Annotated in this window: 21 protein-coding genes; 9 read left to right on the plus strand and 12 right to left on the minus strand. The window is 61.3% G+C overall.

The window, feature by feature from the left end; genetic code table 11:
• Nucleotides 1–166: 166 nt before the first annotated feature.
• Nucleotides 167–1,381, plus strand: a complete 1,215-nt coding sequence (locus tag PVW27_RS02695; protein ID WP_274554990.1) for a bifunctional alpha/beta hydrolase/OsmC family protein — start codon at nucleotides 167–169, stop codon at nucleotides 1,379–1,381.
• On the opposite strand, the gene PVW27_RS02700 is transcribed toward PVW27_RS02695, so the two are convergent.
• The 5 genes from PVW27_RS02700 to PVW27_RS02720 form a co-directional block, all read right to left on the minus strand.
• Entirely contained in the window at nucleotides 1,378–1,776 is a 399-nt protein-coding gene (locus PVW27_RS02700) for a response regulator (protein WP_274554991.1), read from the minus strand. The genes PVW27_RS02695 and PVW27_RS02700 overlap by 4 nt on opposite strands.
• A gap of 172 nt (nucleotides 1,777–1,948) precedes the next feature.
• Nucleotides 1,949–3,367 carry a sensor histidine kinase gene (locus PVW27_RS02705; RefSeq protein WP_274554992.1) on the minus strand — a complete coding sequence of 473 codons (1,419 nt, stop codon included), beginning with the start codon at nucleotides 3,365–3,367 and terminating at the stop codon, nucleotides 1,949–1,951.
• A 453-nt stretch (nucleotides 3,368–3,820) separates the two neighbouring features.
• Complete coding sequence (locus tag PVW27_RS02710) at nucleotides 3,821–4,585, minus strand: acyl-homoserine-lactone synthase (protein WP_274554993.1); 765 nt, start codon at nucleotides 4,583–4,585, stop codon at nucleotides 3,821–3,823.
• A 518-nt stretch (nucleotides 4,586–5,103) separates the two neighbouring features.
• The gene (locus tag PVW27_RS02715) at nucleotides 5,104–5,703 is read right to left on the minus strand and encodes a biotin transporter BioY (protein ID WP_274554994.1); all 600 of its coding nucleotides are present in this window, start codon (nucleotides 5,701–5,703) and stop codon (nucleotides 5,104–5,106) included.
• A gap of 91 nt (nucleotides 5,704–5,794) precedes the next feature.
• The gene (locus PVW27_RS02720; protein WP_274554995.1) at nucleotides 5,795–6,208 is read right to left on the minus strand and encodes a DUF6314 family protein; all 414 of its coding nucleotides are present in this window, start codon (nucleotides 6,206–6,208) and stop codon (nucleotides 5,795–5,797) included.
• Nucleotides 6,209–6,285: 77 nt separating this feature from the next.
• Between PVW27_RS02720 and purB the strand changes: the two genes are divergently transcribed.
• The 7 genes from purB to PVW27_RS02755 all read left to right on the plus strand — a co-directional run bounded on the left by purB (nucleotide 6,286) and on the right by PVW27_RS02755 (nucleotide 11,371).
• Complete coding sequence (gene purB / locus PVW27_RS02725) at nucleotides 6,286–7,593, plus strand: adenylosuccinate lyase (RefSeq protein WP_274554996.1); 1,308 nt, start codon at nucleotides 6,286–6,288, stop codon at nucleotides 7,591–7,593.
• A gap of 70 nt (nucleotides 7,594–7,663) precedes the next feature.
• Nucleotides 7,664–7,819, plus strand: a complete 156-nt coding sequence (locus PVW27_RS02730) for a hypothetical protein (RefSeq protein ID WP_274554997.1) — start codon at nucleotides 7,664–7,666, stop codon at nucleotides 7,817–7,819.
• A gap of 188 nt (nucleotides 7,820–8,007) precedes the next feature.
• Complete coding sequence (locus tag PVW27_RS02735; RefSeq protein ID WP_274554998.1) at nucleotides 8,008–9,075, plus strand: flagellar motor switch protein FliG; 1,068 nt, start codon at nucleotides 8,008–8,010, stop codon at nucleotides 9,073–9,075.
• 78 nt (nucleotides 9,076–9,153) lie between these two features.
• A complete protein-coding gene (locus PVW27_RS02740; RefSeq protein WP_274554999.1) occupies nucleotides 9,154–9,513 on the plus strand; it encodes an SH3-like domain-containing protein in 360 nt (119 codons plus the stop codon).
• Nucleotides 9,506–9,784 carry an SH3-like domain-containing protein gene (locus PVW27_RS02745; RefSeq protein WP_274555000.1) on the plus strand — a complete coding sequence of 93 codons (279 nt, stop codon included), beginning with the start codon at nucleotides 9,506–9,508 and terminating at the stop codon, nucleotides 9,782–9,784. The genes PVW27_RS02740 and PVW27_RS02745 overlap by 8 nt, the downstream gene beginning before the upstream one ends.
• Entirely contained in the window at nucleotides 9,774–10,460 is a 687-nt protein-coding gene (gene nthA, locus PVW27_RS02750) for a nitrile hydratase subunit alpha (RefSeq protein WP_274555001.1), read from the plus strand. Before PVW27_RS02745 ends, nthA begins: the two co-directional genes overlap by 11 nt.
• Entirely contained in the window at nucleotides 10,457–11,371 is a 915-nt protein-coding gene (locus PVW27_RS02755; protein ID WP_274555002.1) for a DMT family transporter, read from the plus strand. The genes nthA and PVW27_RS02755 overlap by 4 nt, the downstream gene beginning before the upstream one ends.
• Here the strand turns inward: PVW27_RS02755 and PVW27_RS02760 are convergent.
• Nucleotides 11,346–12,059, minus strand: a complete 714-nt coding sequence (locus tag PVW27_RS02760) for a DUF1223 domain-containing protein (RefSeq protein ID WP_274555003.1) — start codon at nucleotides 12,057–12,059, stop codon at nucleotides 11,346–11,348. The two genes, PVW27_RS02755 and PVW27_RS02760, sit on opposite strands and share 26 nt — an antisense overlap.
• A gap of 221 nt (nucleotides 12,060–12,280) precedes the next feature.
• On the opposite strand from PVW27_RS02760, the gene acnA reads away from it, so the two are divergent.
• Nucleotides 12,281–15,055: an aconitate hydratase AcnA gene (gene acnA / locus PVW27_RS02765; protein ID WP_274555004.1), complete on the plus strand. Its 2,775-nt coding sequence runs from the start codon at nucleotides 12,281–12,283 to the stop codon at nucleotides 15,053–15,055.
• Between the two features lie 95 nt (nucleotides 15,056–15,150).
• Here the strand turns inward: acnA and PVW27_RS02770 are convergent, their stop codons facing one another.
• From PVW27_RS02770 to PVW27_RS02795, 6 genes are read right to left on the minus strand one after another with little or no spacing between them, the layout of a single operon-like run.
• Nucleotides 15,151–15,696, minus strand: coding sequence for a DsbE family thiol:disulfide interchange protein (locus PVW27_RS02770; RefSeq protein WP_274555005.1), 546 nt, complete (start codon nucleotides 15,694–15,696; stop codon nucleotides 15,151–15,153).
• The gene (gene ccmD / locus PVW27_RS02775) at nucleotides 15,689–15,847 is read right to left on the minus strand and encodes a heme exporter protein CcmD (protein WP_274555006.1); all 159 of its coding nucleotides are present in this window, start codon (nucleotides 15,845–15,847) and stop codon (nucleotides 15,689–15,691) included. The genes PVW27_RS02770 and ccmD overlap by 8 nt, the downstream gene beginning before the upstream one ends.
• Nucleotides 15,844–16,575: a heme ABC transporter permease gene (locus PVW27_RS02780; protein WP_274555007.1), complete on the minus strand. Its 732-nt coding sequence runs from the start codon at nucleotides 16,573–16,575 to the stop codon at nucleotides 15,844–15,846. The genes ccmD and PVW27_RS02780 overlap by 4 nt, the downstream gene beginning before the upstream one ends.
• A gap of 46 nt (nucleotides 16,576–16,621) precedes the next feature.
• Nucleotides 16,622–17,278 carry a heme exporter protein CcmB gene (gene ccmB / locus PVW27_RS02785; RefSeq protein ID WP_274555008.1) on the minus strand — a complete coding sequence of 219 codons (657 nt, stop codon included), beginning with the start codon at nucleotides 17,276–17,278 and terminating at the stop codon, nucleotides 16,622–16,624.
• Nucleotides 17,275–17,892, minus strand: coding sequence for a heme ABC exporter ATP-binding protein CcmA (gene ccmA, locus PVW27_RS02790; protein ID WP_274555009.1), 618 nt, complete (start codon nucleotides 17,890–17,892; stop codon nucleotides 17,275–17,277). Before ccmA ends, ccmB begins: the two co-directional genes overlap by 4 nt.
• Before the next feature lie 43 nt (nucleotides 17,893–17,935).
• The gene (locus PVW27_RS02795; RefSeq protein ID WP_274555010.1) at nucleotides 17,936–18,304 is read right to left on the minus strand and encodes an Mth938-like domain-containing protein; all 369 of its coding nucleotides are present in this window, start codon (nucleotides 18,302–18,304) and stop codon (nucleotides 17,936–17,938) included.
• Nucleotides 18,305–18,328: the final 24 nt, after the last annotated feature.

Below are 18,328 nucleotides of genomic sequence, written 5' to 3' on the forward strand. Positions count from 1 at the left end.
CGGAAAACGACGCCTCTGCAAGGCACCTCGGACATGGGCGGCCGGAGCGGCCCGTCGTCCCGCCTGTCCATCGCGTAGCGTCACCTTGGCGTGAAGGCGATGACACATGGGTTGCGCCCATGCGTCCCCGCGCTCACTCTTGAACGAAGCACAAAGGACGCCGCACATGCCCAGCGAACACATCACTTTCAGCGGCCATGATGGCAGCCAATTGGCCGCGCGGCTGGACCTGCCCGAAGGGCCGCATCTGGCGACTGCGCTGTTTGCCCATTGCTTCACCTGTTCCAAGGACATCGCCGCCGCCCGCCGGATTTCGCAGCGTCTGGCCACGATGGGGCTGGCGGTTCTGCGCTTCGACTTTACAGGGTTGGGCCATTCCGGCGGAGAGTTTTCCAATACGGGCTTCACCTCGAACGTTGCCGATATCCGCGCCGCGGCATCCTGGCTGGCGGATCAGGGCATGCCGCCAAGCCTGCTGGTGGGCCATTCGCTGGGTGGTGCGGCCATGCTCAAGGTCGCGCCCGAGATCAAGGGGATCAAGGCGGTCGCCACGCTGGGTGCCCCCTTCGATCCGGACCATGTGACCCATAACTTCCATGACTCGCTGGACCGTATCCGGGACGAGGGCGAGGCCGAGGTTGATCTGGGTGGACGCCCGTTCCGCATCACGCGGGCCTTTCTCGACGATGTGGAGGGAGCCTCCATCGCCCCCGAACTGGCCCGCTTGCGGGCCGCCCTTCTGTTGATGCACGCGCCTCGTGACGAAATCGTCGCCATCGACAATGCGACGCGTATCTTCATGGCGGCCAAACATCCGAAAAGTTTCGTCACGCTGGATGACGCGGATCATCTGATCAGCCGCGCCACGGATGCCGATTACGCAGCGGATGTGATCGCAACTTGGGCCAGTCGTTATCTGGACCTGCGTCCCCCCGCCCCGCCGCCCGGTGTGCCGGAAGGTATCGTCCGGGTCTCCGAAGCCGACCCCAACGGGTTTTTGCAGGATGTGACCGCCGGCCCGTATCATCATGCCCGCGCGGACGAGCCGCGGGCCTATGGCGGCACCAATCGCGGCATGTCTCCTTATGGATTTATCGCCGCGGGTCTGGGGGCCTGCACCTCGATGACGATCCGCATGTATGCCAGACGCAAGGGCTGGCCTCTGGACCATGTGCGCGTGGATGTGTGCCATGACAAGATGCACGCGCAGGACGCCAAGGCCGGCTCGGGGGACAAGATCGACAGCTTTCGCCGCGAGATCCATCTGCAAGGAAACCTGACCGAGGATCAGCGCAGCCGGTTGATGGACATCGCTGAAAAATGCCCGGTTCATCGCACGCTGGAACGCACCAGCAAGATCGTCACGACGCTGGCCGGTTAGCCCTTCACATGTTCCTGATGGCCGATCCAGGCTTGCTCGATCTGGCCGCAGAGCTCCATCGGATCGAAGGGCTTGGTAATCACGGCAAGCGCGCCCTTGTCCAACATGTTCTGTGAAAAATTCTCTTCCGCCTTGGCAGTCACGAAAATCGCGGGGATATCCGCGAAACCCGGCAGGGATCGAAGCGCAGTCCAGGTTTCCATGCCATCCATGTCCGGCATCATGAAATCCAGAAGGAAAAGTTGCGGCTCACAACCCACCGCACCGTCCACAGCCTCCTGCCCGGAGGAGAATTGATCGACATGGAATCCGCCAACCATCTCCAAGGTGATCTTGATGATCATCCGGATGTCTTCGGCATCATCGACATGCAGGATACGCTGCAGTTTTTCCATCTCTGTCACCTTTGTTCACCGCGAGATCGGATCAGGACCAAACCGATTACGCGAAACCGCACGCTCTGACCATCGCGGACCGACACAGTCGGTCACATCAATCTTCAAATCAACCCGGCAATCGCCAGAAACGACGTTTCTGTCCCGGTCTCCTACCGCTCGTGTTCGGGCGTCACGCTGTTTTCCATCGACGTCCTTCCTCGGGCTGGGTTCCGGTGACCACGGGGGTATGCGGGACGATGTCGAACTCGATAAAGAAGGTCGTCCCATGTCCGAGTGTGCTTTCATAGTCGATCTGGCCATCATGGCGTTCGATGATCTTTTTCGAGATATTCATCCCAAGCCCCGTCCCGCCGACACGGCGCTGATCCGAGGAATCGACCTGGCTGAAACGACCGAACACCCGTTCCTTGGCGTTCTCGGGAATTCCCACGCCCTTGTCCTTGACGTAGATCCGCACCCGGCCATCCACCCGCTTGACCGAAATGTCCACAGTGCCGCCCTTGTGCGAGAACTTGGAGGCGTTCGAAATCAGGTTGGCCATCACCTGCGACAGCCGTCCCGCGTCGCCGTTGATGAAGATATCTTCATCCGCATGGGTAACTGACAGCGACACATCCATCTGCTCGGCATAGCCCCGGCTCAGGGTAACCGAATCATCCACCAGTTCGCGCACGTTCAGCATGTTGAAGCGGAAGGCCATCTCGCCGGCTTCGATCTTTTGAAGGTCCAGCAGATCGTTGATCAGATCGGCCAGGCGCTTGCTGTTCTTGGCCGCGATACCAAGAACGGGTTGCATCTGATCGGGGACCGGCCCCATGACGCCACTGTTGACCAGATCAAGCGTGCCCTTGATCGACGTGAGCGGCGTGCGCAATTCGTGGCTGACTGTCGACAGAAACTGCGACTTGATCTCAAGCGCAGCCTTTGTCTTTTCGTGCTCCAGCGTGATTTCCTCGATCTGCGCCAGACCGCGCCGATAGAGTTTGAGAAAGACGAACGAGCAATCGACGATGAAATACATCACGAAAGCCACCGTGAAGAACTGCAACCAGACGTCCGAGTCGATCGGCGGGTTCAGGCGGATAATGTCCCATGTCGCGATGAAGACGAAGGTCGCACCATAGACGCTGAGCCGCAGGAACAGCGCTGGCAGAAGCTGGTGGTTGTTCACTGCCGCGAACAACGACGCCGCAAACAGGAAAAACAACGGCGTGAAATGTCCGCCAGAGGTCTGCTGCAAGGTGATCAGAATCACGAACAGACTGATGGCGACGGCGCTGGCCACCGTATTGACCATCACCCACCACAGGAATTTGCGGGCCTTGGCGGGATCGTGGTCCGTCCACCGATTCACATTGCGTGCGAGGATGAGGTCCAGCACCTCGGTGAACAGCACGGCCGCATAGGACGAGAAGGATACAACGGGGCTGAAATAGAATGCGGCAAGCAAGGTGGCCGCCAGAAAGATCGCCTGACGTTGCCAGATCAGATTCTCGCTGACGTTGATGTAGTCCTTCAGCTGCCGTTCGAGCCGGTCGATCGGATACCAATCGTCCTTCTTGGGCAAGAATTGCTCGACTATCGCCATGTCCTCACGGACCTCCGCATTTTCGACCGATCAAGGTTCGGTCCCTCACCTTTTCCCGAGAGTGGCCTCGGGGCGCAGCCAGTGCTCTACCGAAGAACACTCACCACGCTGTCACATCGCTACACTTGAACCATACTCACCGGACCATTTCCCCGGGATATCTCCCGGTAGTCATCATCGGATTGGGCATCCGCGAAAGCCTTGAATTGACACCCGCTCAGCCCGCTAAACTCTACCAGAGAGGATGAACATTCCGGATCGAAACCCTCAAACTCTTCCAAACAAGGAATAATTGCGGAATATGACCACAAAAAGGCTGCCAAATGGTAATGTTCGCGCATTTCAGGCATGCCTGCACGACATCCCATCGGAATTGAGATGAATTGAAGGCAGCGCTTTCAATCCAAACAAGGCAGGATTCGAATGATCGCCACAAACGGGCAAATCGCCTGATCAGTTGACGTAGCGCGCCACTGTGAAAAGGGCGGCCTGGCTGACCGTGTCGTCGATCGAGAACTTCGGTCCGACAGGCACCGCGCTGAGGTCAAGGCGGCGCAACCAGCGCGACCAGACGGCTGGCACGATCCCGATGACATGGGTTGCGCCATAGCTGCGGGCGGATTCGCTCAACTGCCCCATCAATGCGGCCTGCACGGCCAGACGGCGATGCGCCGGCACATCGGGGGACACGAAGAGGCGCGAGGCCTCCCAGATCCGTGGATTGACGGGGGCCTCGAAGAACAGGACATCGGTGGGGATGCTTTCCAACATCCCCTTCTGCGCATCGCGCAGCATATAGGAATAGACGCCACAACGCGCCGTCGTCGGCGTCAGGCGGATCCCGGCGAGGATCTCGCCGAATTCGTGAACCACGATCCAGCGGCTGAGCGGCGTGTCATATTGGTCGAACTCCATCCCCTCGGCCTCGGGCAGGCTCCAGTGAAGCCGGTCGATGAAGGTCTTCTTGCGCGCCTTCAGGAGGCTGACGAACAGATCGCCATATTGATGCAGGTTGGAGAATGACAGTGTGGTCGCCTTCACATGCCCCATCACCGCAGACACGGCTTCAGGGATGCGCGGCTTGACCGCAGGCAGATCGGGCAGCAGATCACGGAGACGCGAGCGCGAAACCTCTGGTTGTTCTCTGACAACAGGCGGAAGTTCTGGGAATACAGACCGAGCCAGTCCGACTCCTGCTGCTTCTCTGCTATGTTTCATTGCCTGCTCTCGTCATTTTTTCCACCAATAGATGAGAAATCGCCTCCATCGTCCAGATGAAATTGGATATCGTCTTCTTTTTTCTGCCCTATTTTCTCCACATTTGAAAAGATGCAACACTTCTTGCCCTCTAGTCATCGGCGTATTTCCGCCCAGAAAGCAATTTATGGTTGTTTACTCCAGAGATCAACACGCGGTTTTTCAGCGGGAACGTGGATTTTCTGCCTCGCAGGACTGCAATGGCAGGCCGGGCTGTATGCGCCCAATATTGCCACATTTGAAATAGTCGTGATCAGGAATGTGGCGGATGGGGTTGCAATACCCGTTTTCCACCCGAAAGGCGCTGGGTGCAGGCCGTCGCCTGCCCGTCAATGCCCGTCAAGGGCGCCTTGTATGACTGCTGCAGGAAGATCGTGGACGGCGGACCCGCAGGGCTGGATCGCCGCAGGACACGCGGGCCAGAAACGAAAAAAGCGCAACACAGGGTTGCGCTTTTCTTGGTCGAGTAGAGAGGACTATCAGCCGCGGGCGCGGCCAACCAGTTTCCACAGAGCGGGCAGCAAGGCCGCCGCCAGCGCCAGTTTCAGCGCATCCCCGATCAGGAAGGGCGTCAGACCCCACTGCAGGATCGGCTTGTCCCAGCCATAGAGCATCCCCAGCCAGATCAGGCCCGGCACGTAGATGATCACGTTGCCCGCCAGCATCGCCAGCGCCATCTTGCCCGCCGAACGGTCCCAGCCTGCTTGTGCGAACCAGCCAAGGGCTACTGTCGCCATCACATAGCCCAGCAGATAACCGCCCGTGCCGCCCATCATGTAGGACAGGCCATAAGCTTCGGCGGATGAACCGGCGAAGACGTCAAAGCCAAGCGCGCCGATGATCATGTAACCCAGGATCGTGACCAGACCCAGCCGCGCGCCATAGGCCGCGCCAATCGTCAGCACCGCGAAGGTGCCCATGGTGATCGGCACCGGCCACATCGGGACCTTGATCTTGGCGGCGATCGCCAGAACCGCGATACCCAGCACCACCAGCGCGGCCTGTTTCACCAGCAGCTGCGTGCCTTCGCGCGGGGCGACGGCCTCAACCAGAACCTTGTTAGTCAGAGCAAGCGCCATCCGCCAGCCTCCTTTGCAGAGTTGTCATTGCGGCCCTGTTTCTGCCCCAGCCCCCGCTCCATCGCAAGGGCCAAGGCACATCTGCGCCGATTTACACCGGCATCGGTGTGTAAAGCGACCGCATGACATAGTCCTTGCGGGGCCCGGTCACGCGCCACTCGGCTTGCCAGACGGGCCAACCGCCAAAGTCATAGCGCACCTTATATGTATCCGGGTCGCACCAGTGGTCCGCTTCGGCTGTTTCGCCCGGCTCGAAACGGTGAAAATAGCGCCCATCGGCGAAGAGCACGGCGATTCCGGTCCCCTCCTGCCGCCAGAGATAGCGGCGTTCAGCCTGAAATCCGCCCTGCCCCGTCAGGTTCAGCCGCCCCGCCTCATGCAGGGTCAGGCCCGCATCATCCGGAGTGAACCTTGCGGTCCCGGTGAAAACCGCGTCCGGCCCCAGCGCATCCGAGATCTGCCGTTCCAACAGCCACAGCCCTTCGAAATCCTGCAACGCCAGCATCGCTTGCCCTCCAACCCTTGCCGCCACGCCTGCCCCCCGTTAAAGACTGCGCAAACCGCTGCCAACAAGGATATCCCATGATCCCCCGCTATTCCCGCCCCGACATGGTCGCGATCTGGTCGCCCGAGACGAAATTCCGCATCTGGTTCGAGATCGAGGCCCATGCCTGCGACGCGATGGCCGATCTGGGCGTGATTCCGCGCGAGAACGCCGAGGCGGTCTGGAAAGCAAAAGACGTGGAGTTCGATGTGGCCCGGATCGACGAGATCGAGGCTGTCACGAAGCATGACGTGATCGCTTTCCTGACCCATCTGGCCGAGCATGTGGGATCGGATGCCGCGCGTTTCGTGCATCAGGGCATGACATCCTCGGATGTGCTGGATACCTGCCTGAATGTGCAACTGACCCGTGCGGCCGATCTGCTGATCGCCGATATGGAGGCGCTTCTGGCTGCCCTCAAACGCCGCGCCTATGAGCACAAGGATACGGTCCGCATTGGGCGCAGCCACGGCATCCATGCAGAGCCCACGACCATGGGCCTGACCTTCGCGCGCTTCTATGCCGAGATGGACCGCAATCTGCGCCGCCTGCGCACCGCACGCGAGGAAATCGCAACCGGGGCCATTTCGGGCGCTGTCGGCACGTTCGCCAATATCGATCCGCGCGTGGAAGAGCATGTCTGCGCCAAGCTGGGCCTGATCCCCGAACCTATCAGCACGCAGGTGATTCCGCGCGACCGCCATGCTGCCTTCTTCGCCACGTTGGGTGTGATCGCGTCGAGCATCGAGAACATTGCCATCGAAATCCGGCACATGCAGCGCACAGAAGTGCTGGAGGCCGAGGAATTTTTCAGCAAAGGGCAAAAAGGCTCCAGCGCGATGCCCCACAAGCGCAACCCGGTGCTGAGCGAGAACCTGACGGGTCTGGCGCGGCTGGTGCGCATGGCGGTGATCCCGGCGATGGAGAATGTCGCACTGTGGCACGAGCGGGATATTTCGCATTCTTCGGTCGAGCGGATGATCGGGCCGGATACAACGATCACACTGGATTTCGCCTTGGCGCGTCTGACCGGGCTGGTGGACAAGCTGGTGATCTATCCGGACAACATGCTGGCCAATATGAATAAATTCCGTGGCCTTGTGATGTCGCAGCGGGTGCTGCTGGCCTTGACCCAGGCCGGGGTCAGCCGCGAGGACAGCTATACTCTGGTGCAGCGCAACGCGATGAAGGTCTGGGAGAAGGGCGCGGATTTCAAGACCGAGTTGCTGGCCGACCCGGACGTGACCGCCGCCCTGTCCCCCGCCGAGATCGAGGAGAAGTTCGATCTGGGCTATCACACCAAGCATGTGGATACGATTTTCGCCCGTGTGTTTGGAACAAAGTGACGCGAAACGGCATTTTGACGTAACGGGATTGCGTGCTACCTTAGGGTTCCAACCACATAGGGAGTACGCAATGAAGTTGAAGACCGCATTTGCCGCCCTGGTGCTGACCCTCGCCCCGATGATGGTCAGTGCTGCTTGTTCCTCCAGCCATCAGGCCATGTCCTGCGCCGAAGGCATGGTCTGGGACAGCGAGACCCGCACCTGCACCCAGCAGCTGAGCGGCTGATATCGCCTCCGCGCCCTTCCGGCTTCCGGCCAGGGCGCGGCACATCCCGGCAGTGGACCGGGACAGCGGCGAGCATGAGAGCTTACGCCGCGACCGAATTACCTAAAATTGCAATTGAGACAACGGCCTGACTTCAGGCTTTGTTCATCTTTGCAGCCTTATCTGAACCGGGTTCATGTGAGGTCGCGATGCTGAGTCTGCCCCCTATATCCAGCCGATCGGGCGCCACCACCTCCGCCGCGCCCTTGTCGCAACGCGAAAAGGCGGCGATCGTGGTGCAGTTTCTGCTGTCGGAAGGGGCCGACCTGACTCTGGCAGACCTGCCGGAGGATCTGCAGACCGCTTTGGCGCGGCAATTCGGCCAGATGCGCCATGTGGACCGCGCGACGCTGGCGGCTGTCGTCTCGGAATTCGCGCAAGAACTGGAACAGATCGCCCTACTTTTCCCCCGCGGCGTTGCGGGGGCGCTGACAGCCCTTGATGGGCGGATCAGCCCGCAAACCGCCGCGCGCCTGCGCAAGGAGGCTGGCGTGCGTCAATCCGGTGATCCATGGGACAGGTTGCGCAGCACCCCGGCGGAATTGCTTTTGCCGTTCCTGACATCCGAGGCTGTCGAAGTCGCGGCCGTGATGCTGTCCAAGCTGGATGTTGCGAAATCAGCCGATCTGCTGGGCCGTTTGCCCGGCGCCACGGCGCGCCGCATCGCCTATGCCATGTCCCAGACCGGCGCGGTCACCCCTGAAACGGTCTACCGGATCGGTCTGTCGCTGGCGATGCAACTGGATGCCTCGCCTGATCGAGCCTTCGCAGATGGACCAGAGCAGCGGGTCGGCGCAATTCTGAACCTGGCCACGACAGCCACGCGCAATGATGTGTTGTCGGGGCTGGAAGAAACCGATTCCGATTTTGCAAACAATGTCCGTCGCGCCATCTTTACTTTTGCCAATATCACCGACCGGATCGACCCGCGCGACATGCCCAAGATCGTCCGCGTGGTGGAGCAGTCCGCCCTTGTGGCCGCCATCGCCCATGCGCAGACGCTGGGAGACGAATTCACGGCGGCGGCCGACTTCATGCTGGCCAACATCTCGACCCGGCTTGCGGATGGTCTGCGGGAGGAGGTGTCCCAACTGGGCAAGGTCAAGACCAAGACGGGGGAAGAGGCGATGACAGCCATAACCAGCGCCATTCGCACCCTTCAGGAAACAGGCGACTTGGTCATGCGCAACCCCGGCAACGAGGAGGCAGAGAGCTAGGCGCCCCCTGTCATGCGGCAGCATCGGACACTGCAACTCGTTGTGGACAGCGCAGGCCAGCGCGCCTAACCTGCGGACATGAGCGATATTTCTGGACGCCGCTGGCATGACATGGGTGGGGATGAGGCTGGGCCTGTCCCCAAGGAAGGGCATGACTTCGCCCTTTGGGAGAAACGCGTGGATGCGCTGATGGTGCTGTGTTCCTCCAAGGGACATTTCACCGTCGATGGTCTGCGCCGTGCGCTGGAGGATATGGGCGAAGACGCCTTCGAAAAGCACAGCTATTATGAACGCTGGATCGCGGCGGTGAACCAGAACCTGATCGAAGGCGGTGTCTATACGCTTGAGGAATTGGCCACCCGGATGGAGGTCGTCGCGCAGCGCGGCACCACCTATGGCGAAGCGACTCATGACAGAGCGGATCATCGCCATGGCTGAACGTGTCCGTGTCCGCACGCTGATGCCCCCCGGCCATGTTCGCGCCCCTGCCTATCTGCGCGGCAAAACGGGCATCATCGAGCGTGCCTTGGGCGAGTTCGGCAATCCCGAGCAACTGGCCTATGGCCTGCCCGCCGAGAGAAAGCCGCTCTACCGCGTACGCTTTACCATGGCCGAACTGTGGGGTGACCGCGCGGAACGCCCCGAGGATACGCTTGACGCCGAGATTTATGCCCATTGGCTGGAAGAGGTTCCCGATCATGCCCCATGACCATCACGACCATGATCATGACCACGACCATCATCACCACGGCCTCAGCCCATCCGGCCATCCCTACAGGCAGGACGATGATGCGCCGCTGACCTATTGGCAGCGTATGGAAATCGCGGTGCGCGAACTGCTGATCGAGAAAGGTGTGACCACTGCCGCCGAAGTGGCTGCGCAGATCGACCTGATGGACAGCCGCAGCCCGGCCAATGGCGCCGCGGTCGTGGCGCGGGCCTGGACCGATCCCGCGTTCAAGGAGCGGCTGTTGCAGAATGCCGGCGACGCCAGCCGCGAGATGGGCTTCGATATCGGTCCGCTGCATCTGATCGCGGTCGAGAACACAGCCGAAACGCATAACCTGATCGTCTGCACGCTCTGCTCCTGCTATCCGCGCAACCTTTTGGGCTTGCCGCCTGACTGGTACAAGACCCGCGCCTATCGCAGCCGTGCAGTGCGCGAACCCCGTGCAGTGCTGGCCGAATTTGGCGTCGAATTGCCCGACAGCACCACGATTCGCGTGCATGACAGCACCGCCGACATGCGATACATCGTGCTGCCTGCCCGCCCTGCCGGCACCGAAGACCTGCGCGAAGCGGAACTGGCGGCATGGGTTACACGCGACAGCATGATCGGCACCGGCCTGCCCCGCGCCCCGCAGAACGCAACGCAAGGCGGATGAGGACACTCAGCCCGACGGCCACCGCGATCCTTCTGATGATCGGGGCAATTTTCTGCTTTTCCGTGATGGATGCCACCGCCAAGGCGCTGGCACCGCGCATCGGGACCATTCCGGCGGTCTGGGCGCGCTATGCGGGTCAGGCGCTGTTCGTCCTGATCCTTGTGGCACCCCGCCTGAAAACCGTGGCGCGCACGAACTATCCGTGGCTGCAACTGGCGCGTTCGGTTTTTCTGATGTTCGGCACCGTGTTCTTCTTCTTCAGCGTCGCCAATATCGGGCTGACCGAGGCCACCGCCATCATGAACGTCAACCCCGTGATCATCACCTTGGGGGCAGCCCTGTTTCTGGGCGAGAAGATCGGCATCCGCCGCGCCTTCGGGATCGGTGCTGCCCTGATCGGTGCCCTGATCATCATCAGGCCCGGCTCGGATGTCTTTTCACCCTATGCCATGCTGCCTCTGATCGCGGCTTTCGCCTATTCGGCCTATAACATCACCACGCGCTTTGTGGGCCGGAACGAAGATCCGTGGACCTCGTTGCTTTATACCGCGCTGTTTGGCGCGGTGATCATGACCATCGCGGTGCCTTTCTATTGGCAACCTCTGGATCTGACGTCGGCGCTGCTGATGCTGGTCATCGCCAGTTTCGGCACTTTGTCGCAACTTCTTCTGATCCGCGCCCTGTCACTCGGAGAGGCGGGGATGCTGGCGCCATTTGCGTATACAGGTCTGATCTTCGCCACGGTCTGGGGCGTTGTCATCTTCGGGGAGTATCCTGATGGCTGGACCCTGCTGGGAGCCGCCGTGATCGTGGCCGCGGGCGTTTATGTCTGGCACCGCGAGACATTCGGCAAGGCCGCCAAACACAGCCCAGCCGGTTCAGCCGTCAGCGCAGATGGGCGGCAGCCATGATCGGCCCTGTGCCATTGTGCTGAAGGATCACTACGGCAGGCTTTTCTCTGTCCGATTGCGCCTGCAGCATCAGCGGGGCTGACAGGTCCCACTCGCCCACCGTCACCCAATCGGTCACGACATTGGCATAGTCCACGGTGCGACCTGCATTCTCGCCCCGGGTGATTTCGACCCGCTGGCTGGGGGAGTAGCCGACGATATAGACGACCAGAGGTCCCGGAACGCCGTCTTGGGCTTCGGCCCGGATCGTCACCATTCCGGCACCATCACGATCCGCGGTCACGGACACGCCCGTTTGCACCGCCGCGTGACGCTTGATCAGCGCGCCCGCATCCTCTTCATGGGTGCCCACGACGTGATCCTGCCCGCCGATGATCATCTGGGGCGTATAGACCGAGCGCCGACCGCCTGACTTGGCATAGGCCTTTTGCCGCTGGGTGAAGGCCGGTTGGGCAAAGCTGTCTTTCCAACCGATATAATCCCAGTAGTCCACATGCAGGGCCAGTGCGATCACATCGTCGCGCTTGCTGAGTTCATGCAGAAAGGCATCGGCCGGAGGGCAGGACGAGCATCCCTGCGATGTGAACAATTCCACAACAACCGGTCGTGTCTCGGCGCTGACCATGCCAGCTGTCGCGATCAAGCCGCTGGACACAATGCCCGTCATCCACGTTGTGAAACGCCCCATGTGCTTCCGTCTCTTTCCACTTCGGTTTCATCGGTTCTAGGCGTCTCGCATTGAAATGACCAATCAAGGATTCGAGAGAGGTAAGTGACTGTGTCTAACATGCACGAATTTTTGTGTGCAATGGTATACATTTTGTCGCTGCCCCCCTTGATCGAAATCGCGCGATAGGTCAAAAGCAGCCCAGCAATACCCCTTATTTCCTGATCAGAGGGAGGCCAGAGATGCCCATCACAGTCGGACAAGACAGCGCCAAGACCCGCAAGACCCTTACGGTTGGCGGACAGAGTGTTTCCTATTACTCGATCCCGGCTGCACAGGCCGCGGGCCTTGGCGATTTCTCGCGCCTGCCCGCCGCGCTGAAGGTGGTTCTGGAAAACATGCTGCGCTTCGAGGATGGCGGCTTCACCGTTTCGGTCGATGACATCAAGGCTTTCTCGGAATGGGCTACCAACGGGGGTCAGAACCCGCGCGAGATCGCCTATCGCCCGGCCCGTGTGCTGATGCAGGATTTCACCGGTGTGCCGGCCGTGGTGGACCTTGCCGCGATGCGCGACGGGATCAAGTCGTTGGGTGGTGATGCGCAGAAGATCAACCCGCTGAACCCGGTGGATCTGGTCATCGACCATTCGGTGATGATCGACGAATTCGGCAATCCCCGCGCCTTCCAGATGAACGTGGACCGTGAATATGAGCGGAACATCGAGCGTTATACCTTCCTGAAATGGGGTCAGAAGGCCTTCAACAACTTCCGCGTGGTGCCGCCGGGCACCGGCATCTGCCATCAGGTGAACCTTGAATATCTGGCGCAGACCGTCTGGACAGATACCGACCAGCATGGTGCCACCGTGGCCTATCCGGACACGCTGGTAGGCACTGACAGCCACACCACGATGGTCAACGGTCTTGCCGTTCTGGGCTGGGGCGTCGGCGGTATCGAAGCCGAGGCGGCGATGCTGGGCCAGCCCGTGTCGATGCTGATCCCCGAAGTCGTGGGTTTCAAGATCACCGGCGCGATGATGGAAGGCGTCACCGCCACCGATCTGGTTCTCAAGGTCGTGCAGATGCTGCGCAAACATGGCGTGGTGGGCAAGTTCGTCGAATTCTACGGCGAAGGTCTGGACAACATGCCACTGGCGGACCGCGCCACGATTGCCAACATGGCGCCCGAATATGGAGCGACCTGCGGCTTCTTCCCGATCGACGGCGAGACGCTGCGTTACCTGCGTCAGACGGGCCGGGACGAGGATCGCATCGCACTGGTCGAAGCCTATGCCAAGGAGAACGGGTTCTGGCGCGGGGCGGATTACGCGCCTGTCTATACCTCGACCCTGCATCTGGATCTGGGCGATGTGGTGCCCGCGATTTCCGGTCCCAAGCGTCCGCAGGATCATGTTCCGCTGACTGATGCCGCGCATGTGTTCGGCGACTATATCCGTGGTCTGCGCAAGATGCCCGCTGCCCCCAAGCTTGAAAAGTCCGACATGGTGGAAGAAGGCGGCAAGCCCGGCCCGAACCATGTGCCCGGCAACATCACCGGTTTTTCCAGTGCGCAGGTCGAAGGCGAGGATTACAAGCTGCATGACGGTTCGGTCGTGATCGCCTCGATCACCTCCTGCACCAACACCTCGAACCCCTATGTGATGATCGGGGCCGGTCTGGTGGCGCGCAAGGCGCGCGCGCTGGGTCTGACCCGCAAGCCCTGGGTCAAGACGTCGCTGGCCCCCGGCTCGCAGGTCGTGTCCGAATATCTGGAAGCGGCCAACCTGCAAGAGGATCTGGACGCACTGGGCTTCAACCTTGTGGGTTATGGTTGCACGACCTGCATCGGCAACTCGGGTCCGCTGCAGCCGGAAATCTCCAAGGCGATCAATGAGCATGATCTGGTCGCCGTGTCGGTCCTGTCGGGCAACCGCAACTTCGAAGGGCGCATCAGCCCCGACGTGCGGGCCAACTATCTGGCCAGCCCGCCGCTGGTGGTGGCCTATGCCATCGCGGGGGATATGAATATCGACATCACGAAGGATGCGATCGGCACCTCCAAGGACGGTAAACCTGTCTATCTCAAGGATATCTGGCCGACCTCGCAAGAGATCGCGGATCTGGTGGAAAGCAGCGTGACCCGCGCGGCGTTCCAGAAGAAATACGCCGATGTCTTCAAGGGCGACGAAAAGTGGCAAGCGGTCGAGACCACGGATAGCGAGACCTATGACTGGCCGGCCTCTTCGACCTATATCCAAAACCCGCCCTATTTCCGGGGCATGGGGACCGAGGCTGGCGTGATCCATGACATCAAGGGCGCCCGCGTTCTGGCGCTCTTGGGGGACATGATCACCACCGACCACATCAGCCCGGCGGGATCGTTCAAGGACAGCACCCCTGCGGGCAAATATCTGATCGAACGTCAGGTGCCCGTGCGTGAGTTCAACTCCTACGGTTCGCGTCGCGGCAACCACGAGGTGATGATGCGCGGCACCTTCGCCAACATCCGCATCAAGAACGAGATGCTGGACGGGGTCGAGGGCGGCTACACCAAAGGACCGGACGGCGTGCAGACCTCGATCTTCGACGCCTCGATGGCCTATCAGGCCAATGGCACCCCGTTGGTGATCTTTGGCGGCATCGAATATGGCGCGGGGTCCAGCCGCGACTGGGCGGCCAAGGGCACGGCGCTGCTGGGCGTCAAGGCCGTGATCGCCGAATCCTTCGAGCGCATTCACCGTTCGAACCTGGTCGGCATGGGCGTCATCCCGTTCGAGTTCACGGGCGGCGACACCCGCAAGACGCTGGGCCTGAAAGGCGATGAGACCGTGTCCATCACCGGGCTGGAAGGTGATCTGAAACCGCTGTCCGAGGTGCCCTGCACCATCACCTATGCAGACGGCAAGACCCGCGAGATCACACTCAAATGCCGGATCGATACGGCTGTCGAGAAGGAATATGTCGAGAATGGCGGCGTGCTGCACTATGTGCTGCGCAACCTGGCGAAATCGGCCTGATCCACAGGCTCAAGCCTAAGACAAAGCCCCGGTGCGATGCACCGGGGCTTTTTTCATCTGAAGTGCAACGCGCCAGCGAGGCGTCGGGGTCAGAGTCAGGATCCCGCGCCGCGTGCCTTTTCGATGGCGGGCAGGATGCTGCTGTCCATCACCCGCTGCGTGATCGGTCCGGCATGTCGCAAGACGATATTGCCTGCCCCGTCGATCACATAGGTTTCGGGCACGCCATAAAGCCCCCAATTCAGACCCATCCGCCCGGATTCGTCCGCGCCCATCCCCACATAGGGGTTGCCCAGCTCTTCCAGAAAGCCCATCGCGTTGTCAGGCTTGTCCTTGTAGTTGACCCCATAGATCGTCAGCCCCGTGGCGGCCAGCGCTTCCAGATTGGGATGTTCGACCCGGCAGGGTGCGCACCAGCTGGCCCAGAAATTGACCAGCGTTACGTCACCCTGGCGCAGGTCCTCATCCGTGAAGGGAGCATCCGGCCCAAGTTGCGTGACCTCGACCGCGGGGGCCTGCCGTCCCTCCAGCGCCGACGGCAGCTGATCCGGGTCCTCGCGGGCCATGCCGAACCAGAACATTGCGGCCAGTCCCGCAAAGATCAGCGGCGGGGCCAGCATCAGCGGCGATAGCTTAGCCATTGCGGCGGCTCCTTTTCTCGACCTCGTCCAGCTCGGCCCGCACCTTGCGCGCGCGCATCACGCTGACCGCGACCAAGGCCAGGATCAGCAGGATGGACACCGCATAGGACGACAGCACCGCATCCGCGTATTTTCCAAGATCGGGCATCATCCCAGCCTCTCCCGCGCCAGAAGCGCCCGCATCCGGCGGGCACGAATTTCGGTTTGCGTGCGCAGGAACACCAGCGCGACGAACAACAGCACAAACCCCGCGATGCAGAACAGAAGCGGATGGTAGAACACATCCGCGACGTTCTTTTCTTTATCAAGGCTCAGGGACGCGCCCTGATGCAGGCCCTGATTCCAGAAGTTCACCGCATAGCGGCTCAGCAGCGCAAAGACCGAGCCGACAAGGCACAGCACCGATGTGAGGTCTGCGGCGGTGTCGTCATTCTCGATCGCGGCCCACAGCGCGATATAGCCCAGATAGAACAGAAACAGGATCAGAAACGAGGTCAGGCGCGGGTCCCATGCCCACCATGTGCCCCACATCGGCTGTCCCCAGATCGCCCCGGTGGCCAATGCGATGACCGTCATCACCGCCCCTACCGGGGCCGCCGCGCGCGCGGCCAGCGCCGAGACATGGTGCCGCCGCACAATCCAGACAAGCGAGGCCACCAGCATCATCAGCCAGGCGTTGATCGCCATCAGGGCCGAGGGCACGTGCAGATAGATGATCTTGACTGTCGAGCCTTGCCGGAAGTCATCAGGCGTGAAGAAGAAGCCCCAGATCAGCCCGATCACCAGCGTGATCGCGGCCAGCACGGACAACCATGGCAACAGCCTGTCCGTGGTCTGAATGAACTTTTTGGGGTTCGCATATTCCCAGAGTGAGGCCATGTCCCGTTCCTATTCCATCGCCCTGCGGGCGCAAGTCACATCCCTGTCAGCGCAGGTTTACTCTCAATACAGCTGCCGAAGCAAAAGGCAGCAAGGCAATCGCCCCGAAGGTGATCCCCGCCAGCATTGCCAAAGGCACGCCCGTATCCAGCCCCTCAGCCCCGCGCCGAGCGACCTCGGCCCCGAAAATCAGCGTGGGCACATAGAGCGGCAGCACCAGCAGGCTGAGCAGCAGCCCTCCCCGTTTCAATCCGACGGTCAGCGCCGCGCCGAACGTGCCGATCACGCTTAAGGCAGGCGTGCCCAAAGCCAGAGAGATCACCAGCGGCAGATACCCCTCGACCGGCAGGCTCAACAGCAGGGCAAAGAGCGGCGAGGCCAGAACAAGTGGCACGCCGGTCGTCAGCCAATGGGCCAGCGCCTTGAGGCTGACCAGCGCCTCCATCGGCAAGGGGGCCGTGGCCAGCAGGTCCAGCGAGCCATCTTCCCAGTCCAGTGCGAAGATGCGGTCCAACGACAGAAGGCATGACAACAGCGCACCGAGCCAGAGGATTCCGGGTGCAATCACCGCCAGAAGGCCGCTGTCCGGCCCTACGCCAAAGGGCACCAGCACAACGACGATCAGGAAAAAGGCCAGCCCCAACCCAAAGCCGCCCCCTGCCCGCACCGCCAAGCGGATATCGCGCAACAAAAGCGCCTTCATAGAAAGGACCCGTCGAAATCGTCATGGGCCGGTGCCTTGGCGCGGTAAGGGGCCACGTCCAGAATGCGGGCCTCGGCCAGACCCAGATCAATATGCGTGGCCATCAGCGCCATGCCGCCCCCTGCCAGATGGGTGCGCACGGCTGCCGCGAACAGCGCCACCGCGCTGGCATCCAGCGAGACGGTCGGTTCATCCAGTACCCAGACCGGACGGCCCGTGACCACCATGCGCGCCAAGCCAAGACGGCGCTTCTGGCCCGCCGACAAAGCACCTGCGGCGCGATCCGACAGCCCGACCAGATCGAATGCTGCAAGGGCTGCATCAATGCGGCCAGTGGCGAAGATTTCCGCCCAGAACTCAAGGTTCTCGCGCACAGTGAGGGTGGTCTTGATCCCATCGGCATGGCCGGCATAGGCCATCGCTTCGCGCTCCAGCCCGACCGTGCCGGCCAAGGGGGGCTGCAAGCCGGCCACCGTGCGCAGCACAGTCGTCTTGCCCACTCCATTGGGTCCGCGCAGGATCAGCGCCTCACCTGCGTGCAACGTGAAATCCAGCCCTTCCAGAACCGGAATTCCCCCACGTGCGACGCTCAAACCTGTGACATTCAACTCCATGCGGATGGTCTATCCCATCCTCATATATTCGGAAAGGCGCAGATCACCGCAGCACCTCTCCTACAGGCAGGACGGCAGCGGCGACTCTGCGACCTTCGGACAGGAGCACATTGTAGGTTCGGCAGGCCGCGGGCGAATTCATCACCTCAACCCCCATTCCCAGTGCTTCCAGCCGATCACGCAAGCCGTGAGGGGCATGGGCAATGTCGGCCCCCATGCCCAGAAAGATCACGTCCACCTGCCCCGCCAACGCCTCTAACGCTGCGATATCGTCAAGCCCGCCCCAGGACATTGCGCGTTCGACGGTAACAAGAACGGGCCCCTCGACCACCTGATTGCCAACACGAAAAAACCCCGGCCCATAGCCATCGATCGGCACGGCGCCGTCGAAATTCACTTCGGTCACTCGCATGCGCGCACCTCCCTTGTCCGTGCG

Source organism: Seohaeicola sp. 4SK31 (assembly GCF_028802875.1).
In the GTDB taxonomy this organism is placed as follows: domain Bacteria; phylum Pseudomonadota; class Alphaproteobacteria; order Rhodobacterales; family Rhodobacteraceae; genus Seohaeicola.